16 protein-coding genes are annotated in these 18,041 nt (G+C 62.0%); 8 read left to right on the top strand and 8 right to left on the bottom strand.

Going from position 1 to position 18,041, the window contains the following annotated elements:
- Nucleotides 1-40 precede the first annotated feature (40 nt).
- From ACYQ3M_RS01915 to ACYQ3M_RS01885, 7 genes are read left to right on the top strand one after another with little or no spacing between them, the layout of a single operon-like run.
- Nucleotides 41-1,894 carry a RelA/SpoT family protein gene (locus ACYQ3M_RS01915; protein WP_460034358.1) on the top strand — a complete coding sequence of 618 codons (1,854 nt, stop codon included), beginning with the start codon at nucleotides 41-43 and terminating at the stop codon, nucleotides 1,892-1,894.
- 27 nt (nucleotides 1,895-1,921) lie between these two features.
- Nucleotides 1,922-5,740, top strand: a complete 3,819-nt coding sequence (locus tag ACYQ3M_RS01910) for a nitrate reductase subunit alpha (RefSeq protein WP_460034357.1) — start codon at nucleotides 1,922-1,924, stop codon at nucleotides 5,738-5,740.
- A gap of 3 nt (nucleotides 5,741-5,743) precedes the next feature.
- Complete coding sequence (narH, locus tag ACYQ3M_RS01905; RefSeq protein ID WP_460034356.1) at nucleotides 5,744-7,321, top strand: nitrate reductase subunit beta; 1,578 nt, start codon at nucleotides 5,744-5,746, stop codon at nucleotides 7,319-7,321.
- Nucleotides 7,321-7,875 (top strand): nitrate reductase molybdenum cofactor assembly chaperone, encoded by a 555-nt coding sequence (narJ, locus tag ACYQ3M_RS01900; protein WP_460034355.1) that lies wholly within the window; start codon nucleotides 7,321-7,323, stop codon nucleotides 7,873-7,875. The genes narH and narJ overlap by 1 nt, the downstream gene beginning before the upstream one ends.
- A gap of 25 nt (nucleotides 7,876-7,900) precedes the next feature.
- Nucleotides 7,901-8,599: a respiratory nitrate reductase subunit gamma gene (gene narI, locus ACYQ3M_RS01895; protein WP_460034354.1), complete on the top strand. Its 699-nt coding sequence runs from the start codon at nucleotides 7,901-7,903 to the stop codon at nucleotides 8,597-8,599.
- Nucleotides 8,596-9,129 (top strand): hemerythrin domain-containing protein, encoded by a 534-nt coding sequence (locus ACYQ3M_RS01890; protein ID WP_460034353.1) that lies wholly within the window; start codon nucleotides 8,596-8,598, stop codon nucleotides 9,127-9,129. Before narI ends, ACYQ3M_RS01890 begins: the two co-directional genes overlap by 4 nt.
- Before the next feature lie 53 nt (nucleotides 9,130-9,182).
- Nucleotides 9,183-9,533: a hypothetical protein gene (locus ACYQ3M_RS01885; protein ID WP_460034352.1), complete on the top strand. Its 351-nt coding sequence runs from the start codon at nucleotides 9,183-9,185 to the stop codon at nucleotides 9,531-9,533.
- On the opposite strand, the gene lptB is transcribed toward ACYQ3M_RS01885, so the two are convergent.
- From lptB to ACYQ3M_RS01860, 5 genes are read right to left on the bottom strand one after another with little or no spacing between them, the layout of a single operon-like run.
- On the bottom strand, nucleotides 9,506-10,231 hold the full coding sequence (gene lptB / locus ACYQ3M_RS01880; RefSeq protein WP_460034351.1) for an LPS export ABC transporter ATP-binding protein: 726 nt from the start codon (nucleotides 10,229-10,231) through the stop codon (nucleotides 9,506-9,508). The genes ACYQ3M_RS01885 and lptB overlap by 28 nt on opposite strands.
- Before the next feature lie 9 nt (nucleotides 10,232-10,240).
- Nucleotides 10,241-10,753 carry a lipopolysaccharide transport periplasmic protein LptA gene (gene lptA / locus ACYQ3M_RS01875; protein WP_460034350.1) on the bottom strand — a complete coding sequence of 171 codons (513 nt, stop codon included), beginning with the start codon at nucleotides 10,751-10,753 and terminating at the stop codon, nucleotides 10,241-10,243.
- Nucleotides 10,750-11,280 carry a KdsC family phosphatase gene (locus ACYQ3M_RS01870; RefSeq protein WP_460034349.1) on the bottom strand — a complete coding sequence of 177 codons (531 nt, stop codon included), beginning with the start codon at nucleotides 11,278-11,280 and terminating at the stop codon, nucleotides 10,750-10,752. Before ACYQ3M_RS01870 ends, lptA begins: the two co-directional genes overlap by 4 nt.
- Complete coding sequence (locus ACYQ3M_RS01865; RefSeq protein WP_460034348.1) at nucleotides 11,280-12,263, bottom strand: KpsF/GutQ family sugar-phosphate isomerase; 984 nt, start codon at nucleotides 12,261-12,263, stop codon at nucleotides 11,280-11,282. Before ACYQ3M_RS01865 ends, ACYQ3M_RS01870 begins: the two co-directional genes overlap by 1 nt.
- A gap of 5 nt (nucleotides 12,264-12,268) precedes the next feature.
- Nucleotides 12,269-12,589, bottom strand: coding sequence for a hypothetical protein (locus ACYQ3M_RS01860; RefSeq protein WP_460034347.1), 321 nt, complete (start codon nucleotides 12,587-12,589; stop codon nucleotides 12,269-12,271).
- 110 nt (nucleotides 12,590-12,699) lie between these two features.
- Between ACYQ3M_RS01860 and prlC the strand changes: the two genes are divergently transcribed.
- Nucleotides 12,700-14,751 carry an oligopeptidase A gene (gene prlC / locus ACYQ3M_RS01855; protein WP_460034346.1) on the top strand — a complete coding sequence of 684 codons (2,052 nt, stop codon included), beginning with the start codon at nucleotides 12,700-12,702 and terminating at the stop codon, nucleotides 14,749-14,751.
- Here the strand turns inward: prlC and ACYQ3M_RS01850 are convergent.
- The 3 genes from ACYQ3M_RS01850 to ACYQ3M_RS01840 form a co-directional block, all read right to left on the bottom strand.
- Complete coding sequence (locus ACYQ3M_RS01850) at nucleotides 14,743-15,411, bottom strand: hypothetical protein (RefSeq protein WP_460034345.1); 669 nt, start codon at nucleotides 15,409-15,411, stop codon at nucleotides 14,743-14,745. The two genes, prlC and ACYQ3M_RS01850, sit on opposite strands and share 9 nt — an antisense overlap.
- Nucleotides 15,408-17,813 (bottom strand): Lon protease family protein, encoded by a 2,406-nt coding sequence (locus ACYQ3M_RS01845; protein ID WP_460034344.1) that lies wholly within the window; start codon nucleotides 17,811-17,813, stop codon nucleotides 15,408-15,410. Before ACYQ3M_RS01845 ends, ACYQ3M_RS01850 begins: the two co-directional genes overlap by 4 nt.
- A gap of 47 nt (nucleotides 17,814-17,860) precedes the next feature.
- Nucleotides 17,861-18,041, bottom strand: a 181-nt coding sequence (locus ACYQ3M_RS01840; protein ID WP_460034343.1) for a hypothetical protein, incomplete at its 5' end; no start/stop codon positions are given.

Raw genomic sequence — 18,041 nt, 5'->3', positions numbered from 1 at the left:
TCTCAAAGAAAACGATCTCGCCTACTTAAGGAGTGCCCCGATGGCTTTTGAGCTGCTAGAGTACGCGCCGCGGTCCGTGAAGCCGACCTTCAGCTTGCAGCAGAGCTTAGGCTGCGGCTATCCGCCCCAGGAAAAAGAAGCCCTCGGGCGCGCCTTGGCGCATACGCTGGCGGCCGATCCTAAGCGCCGCTCTTTGGCCCTCGCCGTCGCCCAGGCGCTAAAGGAAATCTGGGCCGATGCGTTCACCCTGCAGGCAGCGCTGCTCGCCGATACAGGCCTTGAGCGTGCGCTTCTGGCGGAAGATTTTGGCCCGCGCGTGGCCGAATGGGTGGAGAAAATCCATCGCCTAGAGCAGCTCGCGTGCCCAGAGGAAAGGTTGGACCAGCCGCGCCAGGCGGAAATGTGGCGACGCCTGCTACTGGCCCTGGCCAACGACGTGCGCCCGCTGCTCATCGTCCTCGCCCGCCGGTTGGAAACTCTACGCCTGGCTTTAGGCGAGCACGACCCCAACACGCGCCTTTTTGCTCGGGAAACCTTAAGCATCCACGCGCCCTTGGCCAGCCGGCTGGGGGTGCACCGGCTCAAGTGGGAACTCGAAGATCTGGCGTTTTCCATTCTGGAGCCTGAAACCTACCGCCAGCTCGCTCTCCAGCTGGCTGCCAGCCGCGCCAGCCGGGAAGAGTACGTGCGCGACTTCATCGCCAAGCTCAAATCGCTCCTCGAGCGCGCCGGCATAGCGGCCAACATCCAGGGACGCCCCAAGCACCTTTACAGCATTTGGAAAAAGATGCAGCGCAAGCACGTGGGCTTTTCCGGCTTGTACGACCTCAACGCGGTGCGCGCGATCGTGGCCGACATCCCCACCTGCTACCGCGTCCTGGCGCTCGTCCACGAACACTGGGAGCCTATCCTGGAGGAGTACGACGATTACATCGCCCGCCCCAAAGACAACGGCTACCAGTCGCTCCACACCGTGATCCAAGGGCCTAAGGGGTTGCCGGTGGAGATCCAGATCCGCACCGAGGCCATGCACGCCTTGGCAGAATACGGGGTAGCGGCCCACTGGCGCTACAAAGAAGGCGGCCGTCGGGACCCGGTGCTGGAGCACACGATCGCCGCCTTGCGCCGCTCTCTCAAGACCGGGGAAGGGGGGGACTGGTTCGCCGGCCGGGTTTTCGTGCTCACTCCCAGGCAAGAGGTCCTCTGCCTGCCCGAGGGGGCAACGCCCGTCGACTTCGCCTACGCCATCCACACCGAGGTCGGCCACCGCTGCCGCGGTGCGCGCGTGGACGGGCGCATCGTGCCGCTCGACTACCGGCTCAAGACGGGCGAGCAAGTCGAGATCCTGACCGCCAAAGAGGGCGGCCCGAACCGAGGCTGGCTGGAGTGGGTCCGAACCGACCCTGCCCGCCATCGCATCCGCCAGTGGTTCAAACAGAAAGAAGCCGAAACTCTCTGCCGCGTAGGCCGGGCGCGCCTGGAGCGGGAATTGCGCCGGCTAGGCCTTAAGGCGATTGGCTGGCCAGAGCTCCTCCAGCGCTTCCGCCTTAATCGGCCGGAAGAACTGTGGCAAGCCTTAGGCCGCGGGGAAATCACGCGCGCTCAGCTGACCACCGCTTTGCGCTTTCTTGGCGCCTCGACTGCAGTCCAAACCGCTCGCCCTAAATCCCAGGAGAGCGCTCAAGCCAGAACCTCTTTGAGCCTTCAGGTCCAAGGCGTCTGCCGCCTGTTGACCCAGCTCGCCCGCTGCTGCAGGCCGGCCCCCGGAGAGGAAGTGATCGGCTACCTGACTGTGCATCACCGCATCACCATCCACCGTCGGGACTGCCCCAACGTCGTGCATTTGCCCGAGGCGCGGCGCCGCCGGCTGGTGGAGGTAGGATGGGAATCTTAACCTACCGCAATCGATAAGGGGTCTGTCATGAGTCACTTTCTCGATCGCCTGAAGTTTTTCCAGTCAACCAACCCGACTTTCGCTGCCGGCCACGGGGTCGTCACCCGGGAAGACCGCCAGTGGGAGGACGCCTACCGAAGCCGCTGGCGCTTCGACAAGGTGGTGCGCTCCACCCACGGGGTCAACTGCACCGGCGGCTGTTCCTGGAACATCCACGTCAAGAACGGGCTGGTAGCGTTCGAGCTTCAGGCCACCGACTATCCCCGAACCCGCCCGGACCTCCCTGACCACGAGCCGCGCGGTTGCCAGCGCGGCGCCAGCTACTCCTGGTACCTGTACAGCCCGCACCGGGTCAAATACCCCCTGATCCGCGGGCGGCTGCTCGAACTGTACCGCGCGCTGCGCCAGAGCGGCAAGGACCCGGTCGAGGCCTGGGCGGCGCTCCAGGCCGATCCGGAAAAACGCGCCTCCTACACCCGGGTGCGGGGCTTAGGCGGTTTTGTCCGCTTAAGCTGGGACGAGGCGGTGGAAATCATCGCCGCCGCCAACGTTTACACCATCCAGCGCTTTGGACCTGACCGGATCGTTGGGTTTTCCCCTATCCCGGCCATGTCGATGATCTCCTACGCCGCCGGCACCCGCTATCTCTCTTTGATCGGCGGGGTGTGCCTGTCGTTCTACGATTGGTACTGCGACCTGCCACCTTCCTCGCCGCAGGTATGGGGGGAGCAGACCGACGTGCCGGAAGCGGCCGATTGGTACAACTCAGGCTACATCATCGTCTGCGGGGCCAATCTGCCGATGACCCGCACCCCGGACGCCCATTTCTATTCCGAGGTGCGCTACAAAGGCACCAAGGTCGTTGCCATCGCCCCCGACTACGCCGAATACGTCAAGTTCGCCGACCTGTGGATGCCGGTCAGGCAAGGCACCGACGCGGCGGTATTCCTGGCGATGGCCCACGTGGTGCTGAAGGAATTCTTCCTCGACCACCCGACCCCGTATTTCCTCGACTACGTCCGCACCTACACCGACCTGCCCATGCTGGTGCGCCTGGAGACCTTAGGCGACGGCTTTACCCCCGGGCCTTTCCTTAGGGCCTCGGACTTTGAAGGCGCGCTGGGCCAGACCAACCGGCCGGAGTGGAAAACGGTGGCGTTCGACGAAACCACCGGCACCCTCGTCGTCCCCCAAGGCTCGATTGGCTTTCGCTGGGGCGAGGAAGGCAAATGGACCTTGGAGCCCAAGGACGCCGCAGGCCGTCTCGTCGTCCTTCAACTAAGCTTGCTCGGCACAGAGGATGCGGTCGTTCCCGTGCACTTTGCGCGCTTCGACAACGGCGACAAAACTCTTATCCGCCACGTGCCGACGCGCCGGCTGACCCTGAAGAACGGCGAAGAGGCATTGGTCGCCACGGTGTTCGACCTGGTGCTGGCTCACTACGGCCTTGACCGAGGACTTGGGGGGGAGTGCGCGCACAGCTTCGACGATCCGATTCCCTTCACCCCCGCCTGGGCCGAGGCCGTCTCGGGGGTGAAGCGCGCCGCCATCATTCGCACCGCCCGCGAGTTCGCCGCCAACGCCGCAAAGACCCAAGGCCGGTCGATGGTGATCCTGGGCGCCGGGGTCAACCACTGGTACCACAACGACATGACCTACCGTGCGATCATGAACCTCTTGCACCTGTGCGGCTGCGTCGGCAAGTCCGGCGGCGGCTGGGCCCATTACGTCGGCCAGGAAAAGCTTCGCCCCCAGGCCGGCTGGGCGCCGATCGCCTTCGCCCTGGACTGGCACCGGCCGCCGCGGCAGATGAACGGCACTTCGTTCTTCTACTTCCACACCGACCAGTGGCGCTACGAGACCCTAAGCCCCGACGAGCTCCTAGCCGCCACCGCCACCGGCAAGTATCGCGGCTATACTTTGGCCGATTACAACGTAGTAGCGCAGCGCCTAGGCTGGCTCCCCTCGGCGCCGCATTTTAACCGCTCGCCGATCGCGCTCTGCCAAGAGGCTTTGGCTTCAGGTTGCACGAGCGAGGAGGAGATCGCCCGCTACGTCGTCCGGCAGCTCAAATCCGGCAGGCTCAAATTCGCCGTCCAAGACATCGACGCTCCCGAAAACTTTCCGCGCAACCTGTTCGTCTGGCGCGCCAACCTGTTGGGATCCAGCGCCAAGGGGCACGAGTATTTCCTAAAGCACCTGCTCGGCGCTCAAAACGGCGTGCTGCAGGACGTACGCGAGGAGGCGAGAGCAAGGGAGATCCAATGGCGCACCCCCGCCCCCATCGCCAAACTGGACCTGTTGGTGGACATCAACTTCCGCTTGAATTCCACCGGGGCTTACGCGGACATCATCCTGCCCACCGCCACCTGGTACGAGAAGCACGATCTTAACACCACCGACATGCATCCGTTCATCCACCCGCTGACGGCGGCGGTGGATCCGGCCTGGGAGTCGCGCACCGACTGGCAGATCTTCCAGACGATCGCGCACAAGTTCTCGCAGCTTGCAGCAAAGCACCTAGGCACCTTGCCGGACTTGGTGGCACAGCCTTTGCTTCACGACACCCCCTCTGAGCTGGCCCAGCCGCTTGGCGTTTGCGATTGGCAAAAGGGCGAGTGCGAGCCGATCCCCGGCAAGACCTTGCCCATCCTGAAGGTGGTGGAGCGCGATTACCCAAACACCTACCAAAAATTTATCTCCTTAGGCCCCCTGCTCGACAAGCTGGGCAACGGCGTCAAGGGGTTGACCTGGGAAACCCGGGAGGAGATCGAGCGCCTCAAAGCCATCTGCGGCGTGGTCGAAGAGGCAGGGCCGGCCCAAGGGCGGCCCAAGCTCCGTGAGGACATCGCGGTGTGCGAGGCGATTTTGACCTTGGCCCCGGAGACCAACGGCCACGTCGCCTACAAGGCGTGGCAGGCGCTGGAGAAGAAGACCGGGCGGGCGCACACCCACTTGGCCGAGGCCCGGCGCGAGGACCGCCTGCGCTTCCACGACCTAGTGGTGCAGCCTAGGAAGATCATCACCTCCCCCACCTGGAGCGGGGTCGAATCCGAGGAGGTCAGCTACAACGCGGGCTACACCAACATTCACGAGTACATCCCGTTCCGCACCCTGACCGGCCGGGCGCACTTTTACCTGGACCACGAATGGATGCGGGAATTCGGCGAGAACCTGTGTACCTTCCGCCCGCCGGTGGACCTCAAGGCCACCCGAGCCGTGCAGGAAAAGTTCAAGGACAGGCCGCATCTTGTGCTGAACTGGATCACCCCCCACTCCAAATGGGGCATACACAGCACCTACAACGATAACCTCAGGATGCTGCACCTGTTCCGCGGGGGGCCGGTGGTGTGGATCTCCGAACAGGACGCGGCCAAGATCGGCCTTAAGGACAACGACTGGGTCGAGGCGGTCAACGCCAACGGCGCCACCGTAGCGCGGGCGGTGGTCAGCCAAAGGATTCCTGCAGGGATGGCGATGATGTACCACGCCCAGGAGAAGATCGTGAATGTCCCAGGTTCTCCCACCACCGGCAAGCGCGGTGGGATCTTGAACAGCGTCACCCGGGTGACGGTAAAGCCGACCCACATGATCGGCGGCTACGCTCAGTTCAGCTACGGCTTCAACTACTACGGCACGGTCGGTTCCCAGCGCGACGAATTCGTGATTCTCTTGCCGATTCCCGACGAGCAGGTGGATTGGCTTGAACGGGAGCTGACCCCCGAACGGGAAGCCCAACTCAACCCCGCAGGGGTGCCGCAAGGGGCTTATCCAACCATGGAACCGGGCTTCGAGGAGGCGCCTGAGCGGGAAGTGGAAGTGGAATTCAATGGGATGGGGAAATAACGCATGAAAGTACGCGCCAATTTCGCCTTAGTGTTCAATCTGGACAAGTGCATCGGCTGCCACACCTGCTCGGTGACCTGCAAGAACGTCTGGACCAACCGCAAAGGGGTCGAATACGCCTGGTTCAACAACGTCGAGTCCAAACCCGGGATAGGCTACCCCAAGCACTGGGAAGACCAGGAAAAATGGCACGGCGGCTGGGAGGTCAAAGGCGGCCAGCTCAAGCTCAAGTCTGGCTCGCGTTTAAAGCGGCTGGTCAATCTGTTCGCCAATCCCGACCTTCCCACCTTGGACGACTATTACGAACCGTTCGACTACGATTACGCCAGCCTGCAGCACAGCCCCTTACGCGAGGCAGCACCGGTAGCCCGCCCGTATTCGCTGATCGACGGATCGGTGCTCGACAAGATCGAATGGGGCCCCAACTGGGAAGACGACATGGCCGGCGAGTTCGAAAAGCGCGCGCGCGACGTCAACTTCAACGAAGTCCAAAAGGCCGTCTACGCCGAGTTCGAAAACTCGTTCAATATCTATTTGCCCAGGATCTGCAACCACTGCCTCAATCCTTCGTGCGTGGCCTCTTGCCCTTCGGGGGCGATGTACAAACGCGAAGAAGACGGCATCGTGCTGGTGGATCAGAACCGCTGCCGCAGCTGGCGCATGTGCATCTCCAACTGCCCGTACAAGAAGGTCTATTACAACTGGGAATCGGGCAAGGCGGAAAAGTGCACCGCCTGCTATCCCAGGGTGGAAGCGGGCCTGCCGACGGTGTGCTCGGAGACCTGCGTAGGCCGCATCCGCTACAACGGCATCCTGCTGTATGATGCCGACCGCATCGCCGAATTGGCCGCCACCGAGGACCCCAAAGAGCTGTACCAGGCCCAGCGCCGGATTTTCCTGGATCCCAACGACCCGGAGGTGATCGCCCAAGCGCTGGCGGACGGCATCCCCCAGGCCTGGATCGAGGCCGCGCAAAAATCGCCGATTCTAAAGCTGGTGGTGGAATGGGAACTTGCCTTTCCCCTGCACCCTGAGTTCCGCACCCTGCCGATGGTCTTTTATATCCCACCCCTCTCGCCGGTGCAGACCCAGATCGACCAAGGGAACCTGCCGGTGCACGAGGACGGCGCCATCCCCAAACTCGAAGCCTTGAAGCTGCCGATCCGGTACCTGGCCAACTTCTTAACTGCTGGCAACGAGGCGCCCGTTGTCCTGGCGCTCAAACGGATGCTGGCGATGCGCAGCTACATGCGCTCGCTCCACGTGGAGGGCCAACCTAACCGCAAAGTCTTATTTGACGTGGGCCTGACCGAAACCCAGGTCAAGGAAATGTACCAACTGCTGGCGATCGCCAACTACGAGGACCGCTTCGTCATCCCCACCGCGCCCGAGTACCGCGCCCACCAGGACATCTACGCCTTCCAAGGCCAGATGGGGTTTGCCTTCGGCAACGAAGCCTGCTCGGTCAGCGCCTACGAGGACGGTTTTTCCCTGTTTCCGGAAAAGCGCAAAGGCTTTACCCAGCCGATCCGGTTCACGCCGATGCGCGAACTTAGGTCCAAAGCCAAGCCGGTAAAGTGATGGCGATTCCACTTTCAGGCCTCCCCCGACTCTACCGGCTGCTTTCTCGGCTGCTGGATTACCCAGACCAAGAGCTTGCCGACTACCTGCAAGCGGGTGATGCCCTTAAAGAGCTGCCTGAATCCGCCCACCGCGTGCTCGCCGTTTTCCGGGAGTGGGCGCTGGGTCAAGATTTACTCGCCTGGCAGGCCCAATACGTGCGCACTTTCGATCTCAATCCCGACCACAGCCTGCACCTGACCTGGCACCTGTTCGAGGAGCAGGACCGAAGACGCGGCCTGACCCTGGCGAATCTGGCCGAGTTCTACCAGCGGCAGGGGCTGGAAATCAAGCGGGGCGAACTGCCCGACTACCTGCCCTTGATCCTCGAATACGCCTCCACTTTGCCTTCGGATCAGGGCGGCACGTTCCTGGCCCAGTGCCAACAGGCGCTGGAGGTGCTGGCGGCCAACCTTTACAAAGTGGAAAGCCCCTATGCCCCGCTGGTTCGGCTGTTGATCGCACGACTCACCGCCGAGGATGCGAGAGAACCCCAGAATCTATTGATCGAATGAGAGTCCTCGAATTGGAGGTTTCCCCATGACGTTTTCCCATTTTCTCTTCGGCGTCTATCCCTTCATCGCCGGTACCGTGTTTTTGCTCGGCAGCCTGATCCGCTACGACCGCGAGCAGTACACCTTCAAAGCCGACTCCAGCCAGCTTTTAGAAAAAGAAAAGCTTATGCGCGGCAGCCGGCTGTTCCATGCGGGGGTCATCCTGTTGTTCTTCGGCCACCTGATCGGCCTTTTGACCCCGCGTCCGGTATTTTTGGCGCTGGGCGTCTCCGACCTGGCCCACCAGCACCTCGCGATCGCTTTGGGCGCTTTGTTCGGCACTTTGGGGATGATCGGCGGGGTGATCCTGTGGCGGCGGCGCATGTTCCACCCGCGCATCCGCGCTATTTCCCGCTTCATGGACATCTTCATCCTCGACTGGCTGCTTCTCACTTTGGCTTTAGGCCTTTTCACCATTCCCTTCTCCCTATACCACGCCGTCTTGGGAGATGCCACCATCATGGTGAACCTGGCCGCCTGGGCCCAGAGCATCGTCACCTGGTCCCCAAGACCTGAGCTTTTGGATTCGGTTCCGCTGGCGTACAAACTGCATCTGTTCTTCGGGCTGACGGTGTTTTTGCTGTTTCCTTTCACCCGCCTGGTGCACGTGCTCGTGATCCCCTTGAACTACTTGACCCGGCCGTACCAAGTTGTGCGCGCCAAGTTCGTCTTCTACCGGCGATGAAGATCCAGTTCCAAGAGCCAGCGGGGGACTTTACTGACGGGATCGAAGTCATCCACCGCTACCACCAAAGCTTCTTTACCCGCGGCGCGCAGCTTCTGGCGCTCGCCCAAGCTATCGACCAGGCCGGGCTAAATGAGGAACGCGCCTTGCGCCTGGCCGAACTCTACGTCTTCTACCGACAAGCCGGCCCGCTGCATCACCTCGACGAGGAGCGCGCCCTGTTCCCGCTCGTGGTGGGCCAGGACCTGCTCCTTGACGGCATGCTCGAGCGCCTTGCTTTGGATCACGAGGAAATCGAAGAAGCCTGGCGGGTGCTGGTCATCGCCGTGCACGAGGTACTGGAGCGGCGGCAAGTGCCGGAAAAGTTCTTAGAGCAAGCCGCTCGCTTCGAGAGGCTCCAGCGCGAACACCTGATCCGGGAGAACGAAGATTTCCTGCCCCGGGTGGAAGGCCTGTTGGCCTCCAGCCAGCGCCGCCGGGCGGCAGCGGCGATGGCAAGCATGCGGGGTCTAAAGCCTGGATTGACTTAAGGTCTTTTAAATTGCGTATAAGCACCCCTGTGGCAGGTATTTAAGCAGGTGAGATGCGGCGATTGGCTTGTCTGTTGGCGGTGGTACTGCTTAGTTGGTCCCTGGACGGCTTGGGCTATGGCGGCAGCAAGGGCGGCGGGCAAAGCTGTCCGCAGCCCAAGTTTGCCCACTTCAACCCTCTCGAGATGGCGAAAGAAAGCGCCGGGGGCGAGGTTTTCTTTCTCACCTGGTCGGTTTTACCCGAAACCATCGAGGTGACGGTCAAGGGGCAAAAGGTGGCGCTGGAGATCGCATCCTCGGGTCCCAACTACGTGGTTTCCGCGACCCTGCCCCAAGATTTGACCGGCCCGGCGCGGACACCCCTGATGAAGCCAGCTCAAAGATTGAAATGCTCCCCCAAGTAGACCTGCCGTACCTTGGGGTTCTCCAGCACTTGCCGGGGTTCGCCTTGGGCGATCACGCGGCCGTGGCTGATGATGTAGGCGCGGTTGACCACCGTTAGGGTTTCGCGCACGTTGTGGTCGGTGATGAGCACGCCGATGCCTTTAGCGCTCAAGTCGCGGATGAGCTTTTGCAGATCGAGGATAGAAATCGGATCGACTCCGGCAAAAGGTTCGTCTAGGAGGATAAACCGCGGCTCCAAGGCCAAGGCCCGGGCGATCTCCAGCCGCCTCCGCTCCCCTCCCGAAAGGCTCGCGGCCGGTTGTTCGCGCACAGAATCCAAACCGAATTCTTGCAGCAACTCGGTGGCGATCAGCTCGCGCTGGCCTTGGGTCAAATCCGGCCTGAGCTCGAGCACGCCGATTAGGTTCTGGATCACGGTCAAGCGGCGAAACACCGAGGCCTCCTGGGGCAGATAGCCTAGCCCCAGGCGGGCGCGCCTGTGGATGGGAAGCTCGGTGATCTCTCGACCGTCCAATTCGATCCGCCCCCCATCCGGTTGGAGCAAGCCGACGATCAAGTAAAAACAGGTGGTCTTGCCGGCGCCGTTTGGCCCCAAAAGCCCTACGATTTCCCCCCCCTGAACCTTGAGCGACACCCCATCGACCACAGTGCGCTTGGCAAAGCGTTTGACCAGATCCCAGGCTTCTAAGATCGCCATCGGCTTGCCTTATTGTTTTTTTGGGGGAGGCGAGGATTCGGTCTTCGGGTGCAGGATGATCTTGACCCGCTTGGCGTCGGAGCTGGCCTCGCCGGCCTTGACGATGTCGTTAATCTGGTCGTATTCAATCCGGTCGCTGGTGTACTCGTTTTTCCCCTGCCACACCACCGCCTCGCCGATCAGGACGATGTATTTCTTCTCCATATAGTATTCGGCCTGCTTGGATTGGCCGCGGATCTCCTCGGCGCCGGGCTTGGGCTGCTGCCGGAAGCGGACCGGATTGCCGTAGGCGACCACTTTCTCCACCTTGCCCCCAGGGCTGTAGGCGACCAGCTTGTCGGCCTGCAAATGCAGGCTTCCCTGGACCAGGACCACGTTCCCGGTATAGGTGCTCTGGTCGATCTTCTTGTCGTAATAGGCGCTGTTGGCTTCGATGTAGACCGGTTGCGCCGAATCTTCCTCCAGGCCGAAGGCGAACTCGGCCCACAATAAACTCAAGCAAAACGCGATTTTTAGCTTCATTGCAGGTACCGGCCGACGATCGCATCGAAAGTGCCTTGGGCGTGCATGATCAGATCGCACACCTCGCGCGCCGCGCCCAATCCGCCGGAGTTTTCGGTGATCCAGTGGGCGTAGCGCTTGACGACGAAATGCGCATCTTGCACCGCGATCGCCAGCTGAACCCGGCGCATGACCGGCAGATCCAACACGTCGTCGCCCACATAGGCGATTTGCGAAAATTCCACCCCGGTGATCTGCCGCAGGTGCTCTAAGGCCGCCAGCTTGTCCAGGTAGCCTTGGTAGACGTGACGAATCCCTAAGCTTTCGCAGCGCAACGCCACCGCCGCCGAAGTGCGCCCCGAGATCACCGCGGTCTCGACCCCGCTCAACTGCAGCAATCTCAAGCCGTGGCCGTCGCGGGCGTGGAAGGCCTTGAACTCGTGCCCTTCGTGATCGAAGAACAGGCGCCCGTCGGTGAGCACGCCGTCCACGTCAAAGATCGCCAGCCGCACCTTGGCGGCGCGTTCCAAAACCTGAGGGTCGTACATCAGAACACTCCCGCGCGTAACAAATCGTGCATGTTGAGCGCCCCGACCAGGCGGCCTTGAGCATCGACGACGAGCAAGGCGTTGATCTTTTTCTCTTGCATCAATTTGACCGCTTCCGCGGCCAGGATGCCGGTCGGGACGGTGGTGCAATTTTTGGTCATGACCTCGCCGATCGGCGTGGTGCGCACGTCGTAGTTGCCGTGCTCGAATAGGCGCCTTAAGTCCCCGTCGGTGAAAATCCCCCGCACCCGCCGCTCGCCGTCGATCACCGCGGTCATGCCGAGCTTCTTCGCCGTCATCTCGAGCAACGCCTCGCTTAAACTCGCGTTCTCATACACCGCCGGAATATCGGTCCCGGTGTGCATCACGTCGTCGATCTTAAGCAGCAGTCTGCGCCCTAGACTGCCCGCCGGGTGGGAGCGGGCAAAATCGTCCCGGGTGAAACCGCGCGCCGAAAGCAAGGCCACCGCCAGGGCGTCGCCCATCGCCAACGCGGCCGTGGTGCTCGCGGTCGGGGCCAGCCCCAAAGGACAGGCCTCCTGGCGCACGCTGACGTCGATGTGCACGGTGGCCTGCTGCGCCAAGGTAGAATCCGGGCGGCCGGTCATGGCGATCAAGGGCACACCGAGGCGCTTGATGAGCGGGATGATGGTGATGAGCTCTGCGGTCTCGCCGGAATTGGACAGGGCCAAAACCACGTCGTGCGCGGTGATCATCCCCAAGTCCCCGTGGCTGGCCTCGCCCGGATGGACGAAAAAAGCCGGCGTGCCGGTGCTGGCCAGAGTCGAGGCGATCTTGCCGCAAATGTGGCCGGATTTGCCCATGCCGGTGACGATCACCCGCCCCCGGCACTTGAGCATCAGCTCGCACGCGCGGCTAAAGTTCGCATCGATGCGCGCGGCCAAAGCCGCCACCGCCTCGGCCTCCAGGCGGATGACCTCCAGCCCGAGCTGGCGCAGGCGTTCGGGATCAAAGCCGGTCATAGGTTTCAACGCCCCCGCAGGCTGAGCCAAAAAAATTCCAACCAGCGCTTGAGCTTGCGCAAACGGCGGAAGAACGGCGGATGGCCGGCGCGAAAGCGCTCAAATTCGGCCTCGAAAAACGCCCGGCTCAACTGCTCCGGCGTCGGCGAAAATCCATACCTCCGTTGCCAATGGCTTGCCGCCTCCTGCACCAAGCGGTAAAACAGCAAATCGTAAGGCGTGTTGCCCTCATAACTCAACTCTACGCCAAGGGAGGCGCGTTCCTGCTTTAGGCGGCGCTTGAACCAACGGCGCAATTCTTCCGGCAATCCAGGGGGTTGGGTCATCGAACAGGCTAAGTTTTTAAAAGTTTATCATTATACTCATCTATGCAGTTGTGTTTTTAGTGATCCCGACTAAGATGGGAAGCCCTTCTCAACGCTTAACGAGGGTCCCCATGAGCAATCCTTTACTCGAAGCTTACGAACTTCCTCCTTTCGCGCGCATCCGCCCCGAGCACGTAGAGCCGGCCATAGACCAGATCCTGGCGGAGAACCGCGCCCGGATCGCCGAACTTTTGCGCACTCCCAACTACACCTGGGACAACCTGATCCGCCCGCTCGAGGATCTGGACGATAGGCTAGACAAAGCGTGGGCGCCGGTCCGGCACTTGAACGCGGTGGTCAACAGCGAGCCCTTGCGCCAGGCTTACAACGCCTGCTTGCCCAAACTGAGCGCGTACGCCACCGAACTAGGCCAAAACTTAAGCCTGTACGAAGCCCATCGCGCCCTTGCGGAAAGCGAGGAATTCGGCCGGCTCGACGCCGCTCAGCGGAAAATCCTCCAAGACGCTTTGCGCGATTTTCGCCTCGCCGGCGTGGACTTGCCGGAGGCGCAAAAAGCCCGCTTTAAAGAAATCGAGCAAAGGCTGGCGCAGCTTATGAGTCAATTTGAGGAGAACGTGCTCGACGCAACCAACGCCTGGACCAAGCACTTTACCGACCTCAAACCGCTCGCCGGACTGCCCGAAACCGCTTTGGCCGTTGCCCGCCAGGCGGCGGCAGCCAAAGGTCTAGACGGCTGGCTGTTGACCTTGGAGTTTCCCTGTTACGCGGCGGTGATGACCTTTGCCGAAAACCGCGACCTGCGGCGGGAAATGTACGAAGCTTACGTCACCCGCGCCTCCGACCAAGGGCCCTTGGCCGGACGCTTCGACAACACCGCCTGCATGGAAGAAATCCTGCGCCTGCGCCACGAAAAGGCGCAGCTTTTGGGCTATGCCAACTTTGCCGAGCTGTCCTTGGCGACCAAGATGGCTCAAACCCCGACCCAAGTTCTTAAATTCCTTAAGGAGCTTGCCGCCCGCGCCAAACCGAAAGCCCAAGAGGAGTTGGCCGAGCTTGAGCAGTTCGCCCGCGAACACGGCGGGATTCAGGAGCTTAAAGCGTGGGATCTCATGTATTTCTCAGAGAAATTGCGCCAAACCCGCTTTCAACTGTCTCAGGAGGAAGTCAAGCAATACTTTCCTGCCCCCAAGGTCGTGGCGGGGCTGTTTGCAGTCGTCGAACGCCTGTATGGCTTCACCGTCCGCGAACTTGAAGGCGTTGAAGTCTGGCATCCTGAGGTGCGGGCTTACGAAATCCTAGACCGGCAGGGAGAAGTGCGCGGCCGGTTTTACCTGGATCTTTACGCGCGCCCGAAAAAACGCGGCGGCGCCTGGATGGACGAGTGCGTCGCCCGGCGTAAATTTCAAGGCCAGGTGCAAATCCCCGTGGCCTTCCTCACCTGCAACTTTACCCCGCCTACCGCAGACGCCCCGGCCTTGTTGACCCACGACGAGGTCTTGACGCTGTTTCACGAGTTCGGCCACGGCCTCCACCACCTGTTGACCCAGGTGGATTACTTGGCCGCCTCCGGGATCCGCGGGGTGGAGTGGGACGCGGTGGAGCTGCCCAGCCAGTTCATGGAAAACTTCTGTTGGCAAAAAGAAGCTCTTGCACACATCTCCGGCCACTACTTAAGCGGCCAGCCGTTGCCGGACGAGCTGCTTTCCAAGATGCTTGCCGCCCGCCACTTTCAGGCCGGCATGCAGATGGTCCGCCAGCTCGAATTTGCCCTGTTCGACTTCCGCCTCCACTTGGAATACGATCCCGCTCAGGGTGGGCGGATTTACGAGCTGTTGGACCAGGTCCGCGACGAGGTCGCGGTATTCAAACCGCCCGCCTTCAACCGCTTCGCCCACAGTTTTACCCACATCTTCGGCGGCGGCTACGCGGCCGGCTACTACAGCTACAAGTGGGCGGAAGTGCTGGCGGCGGATGCGTTCTCGCGCTTTGAGGAAGAAGGGATCTTCGACCCCCTCACCGGCCGCGCGTTTTTAGAGCACATCCTGGAGACCGGCGGCAGCCGCCCGGCCTTGGAATCGTTCATTGCGTTCCGCGGCCGCAAGCCCAAAATCGACGCTTTGCTTCGCCACACTGGGATCCTTCCGGACACGACTTCAGACTAGGATCACCGGGCAGCGCGCGCGTAAAGGTAAAAGCTCGGCCAAAGGACTGGAGCGAGGGCAGACCACCGCAGTGCATCCCTGGCGTTCGAGCAGCTTTAAAAAACCTTCTCCGTCGGTGGCGACGAACTCCTCGCCGGCCGCCGGGGCGCTGCCGGCGAGCACCAGCCGACAGCCTTCCTCGCGCGCCAGCTCGCGCCCTATGGCCAGCGCCCGCTCGGCCGAGGGCCCACCCTCGTACCAGACCCAGACCGGAGCGCGGCGCGCCGCCAGCCACTCGCGGTAGGCGCCGAAGATCAAAAGATCCCCTTCTTGGGCGGCGGCCAACGCCGTCTCCAAATAGCGCCCGCGCCGGATCTCCAAACCGCCGGGCAAGGCCAGACGCGTCTCGATCTCCGCCAACCACGTGCGGATCTGGGCGAGGTTGCGCTGCCACAGGGCTTCCAAGCGCGAAGTCTCAAACGGCCGCAGGCTTCCCAAAAGGCGATCGACCTCTTGCACCCAAGGCAGGCTGGCCGCGTGCCAAAGCTCGATGTTTTCAACGAGCAAGATCGTAAGCCTCAGTCCCTCCCGCGCTGCCATCCGGGCGCCCAAATCCAGCGCCGGCCGCCTCGGGCAAAAAGAATCAAACGCCACCGTCACCCTGGGCTTGACCTCGGTCACTGGCTCGCCTCCTTCGCCAAGAAACGCTTGCGGAACTCGGCGAATTGCTCAAGCTGCCGCTCCACCCGCCCGTTCACCGTCTCCGGCGGGAAGCGGCCATCTTCAGAACGGGTTCCGGCGGGAACGCCGAGCAAAAGCTCCAACGCCTCGTCCACGGTCTGGACCGCGTAGACGTGGAATTTACCGGCCGCCGCCGCAGCGACCACGTCCTGACGCAGCATCAAATTTTGGACGTTGGCCTGCGGGATGATGACCCCTTGGGTTCCGGTCAAACCCTTGCGGCTGCAGGTATCGAAGAAACCTTCGATTTTCTCGTTGACCCCGCCGATGGGCTGGACCTGGCCCAGTTGATTGACCGAACCGGTCACCGCCAAGTCCTGCCGCACCGGCAAATCCGCCAGCGAGGACAACAGCGCGCACAATTCCGCCAGCGAGGCGCTGTCTCCTTCCACCGGCCCGTAGGACTGCTCGAACACCAGGCTGGCGGCCATGGACAAAGGCCGAACGCGGGCGTAGCGCGCGGCTAAGAAGTTGGACAGGATCATCACCCCCTTGGAGTGGATGGCGCCGCCCAGCTCTGCCTCGCGCTCGATGTCGATCACCTCGCCCTCCCCTAGCCGGGTGGTGGCGGTGATCCGCGCCGGCCGACCGAAGCTAAAGCTCCCTAGAGAGATCACCGTCAGGCCGTTGATCTGCCCCACCCGTGCGCCGGCCGTGTCGATCAGCAAGGCGTCGCGCGCGATCAGCTCCTGGATTCGGGTGCGTAGGCGGTCGCTGCGATCGATCCGGGCGTCGATCGCCGCCTGCACGTCGGCGCGGGCGATGCACTCGCGTCCGGCCTTTCTGGCCTGATAGTCGGCTTCCTTGAGCAGGTCGGTCAGGGTGCGCAGATGGACGCTGACTTTAAGCGCGTCCTCGAGTTCGCGCGCGCCCTGCTCGATCACCCGCGCCACCGCCTCCGCGGTGAGCGGCAACAAACCTTCCTTGCGCGCCAAGGTGGCCAGCACCTGGGCATAGAGCCTCAAACTCGCTTGGGTTCTCGGCAGCTCCTCCTCAAAATCGGCCGCGACTTTAAACAGGTCTTTGAATTCCGGATCGAGCGCCTCCAAAAGGTAATACAGCAGCCGGTCGCCGACTAGGATCACCCGCACTTTAAGCGGGATCGGGTCGGGTTCCAGCGGCAAGGTGCTGATCAGGCTTAAGGTTTTCTCCAACGACTCGATCTTGATCTCGCGCGCCTTTAGGGTGCGTTTGAGGGTGTCCCAGGCGTGGGGTTGGGTCAGCACCTTAAGCGCGTCCAGAACCAAATACCCACCGTTGGCCCGATGCAAGGCCCCGGGTTTGATCAGGCTGAAATCGGTCACCAGCGTGCCCATGAAGGCGTGGTAATCGATGCGCCCGATCAGGTTGGCGTGATTGGGCAGGGCCTCGTAGATCACCGGGGCGCCTTGTTGTTCGCTGTGATCGACCAGCAGGTTGACCTGGTAGCGCTTGAGCCGTTCCTCCGCTTTGGAGACCCAGAACGGCAGGGGAACCGGCGGCGGAGGCTGGGGCAAGAAATCTTCCACGTGCTCGAGGATGTCCTGCTCAACCGCGTCCAAATGCGCTAACACCTCCTTAATTTCTAGATAAGACTGCTTGACTTCCTCGATTAACGGATCGACGGCGTAGCGGGTGATTTCGCGGTTCAATTGCCGCAATTTTTCCCGCGCCTCCTTGCGCCAGCGGGGAAACTGCCTAAGCAACTTTTGCAGCTGCTGCTGGAGCTCCTCGACCGTCGCCTCGATGCGCTCTTGCACCTCGGGCGGAAGCTGACGGAACACCTCCGGACTCATCACCTGGCCTTCGTGGGTGAGAGGCGCAAAGGCAAAGCCGGTGGGCGTCTCCAGCAGCGCCACGCCCTGCTTGCGGGCCTGTTCGCGCAGCGCTTCGAGGGCGTGGATTTCCCTCGCCTTGGCCTCTTGTTCCAACTCCTCCACCCGCGCCCGGTATTCCTCGCCCTCAAAAGCCGCCGGGATGGCATTGCGCAGTTCTTCGATCAGCTGCGCCAAGTCCTGGCGAAGGCGCCGACCGCTCCCCGCAGGCAATTCGATCGCTTTAGGTCGGACCGGGTCCTGAAAGTTGTAAACGTAGCACCAATCGCTCGGAACCGGTTGGCGCAAGGCGTGTGCTCCCACCACCTCGCGCACCGCGGTCAACTTGCCGCAGCCTTCGGGACCTAAGACGAAGACGTTAAAATCCGCATCGGCGATCTCGATCCCGAAGCGCAAGGCCGAAAGCGCCCGCGCCTGCTCGAACACCAAGGGGACATCGGGCAGTTCGGCCGTGGTTTCAAAATCGAAATCGCGCGGATCGACGCCGGCATACAAACGCTCGGGCGGCAACGGAACAACCGATCGCATCTTCCTCACTCCTTTTTTTAGCGCATTGTACACTCGTTTGCCGTTGCTCAAACCCTACCCAAATAGGACAGGTTTGATTCCTGCTTCAACGAGGCCGGTTTCACTTCGATCCTAAGATCGAAGCCAGAGCCTTCCTCTCCACAGGCGTCACTTCCCGTGCAACTCACGGTAGTGAGCGCTAAGCGCTCAAGATTCTTTGCCGCATTGATGTCGCGGTCGTGACGCGCG

It is taken from the genome of Methylothermus subterraneus, from assembly GCF_054656915.1.
The sequence above is the reverse complement of the archived record's forward strand: the minus strand, read 5'-3'. Positions and strand labels throughout refer to the sequence as shown.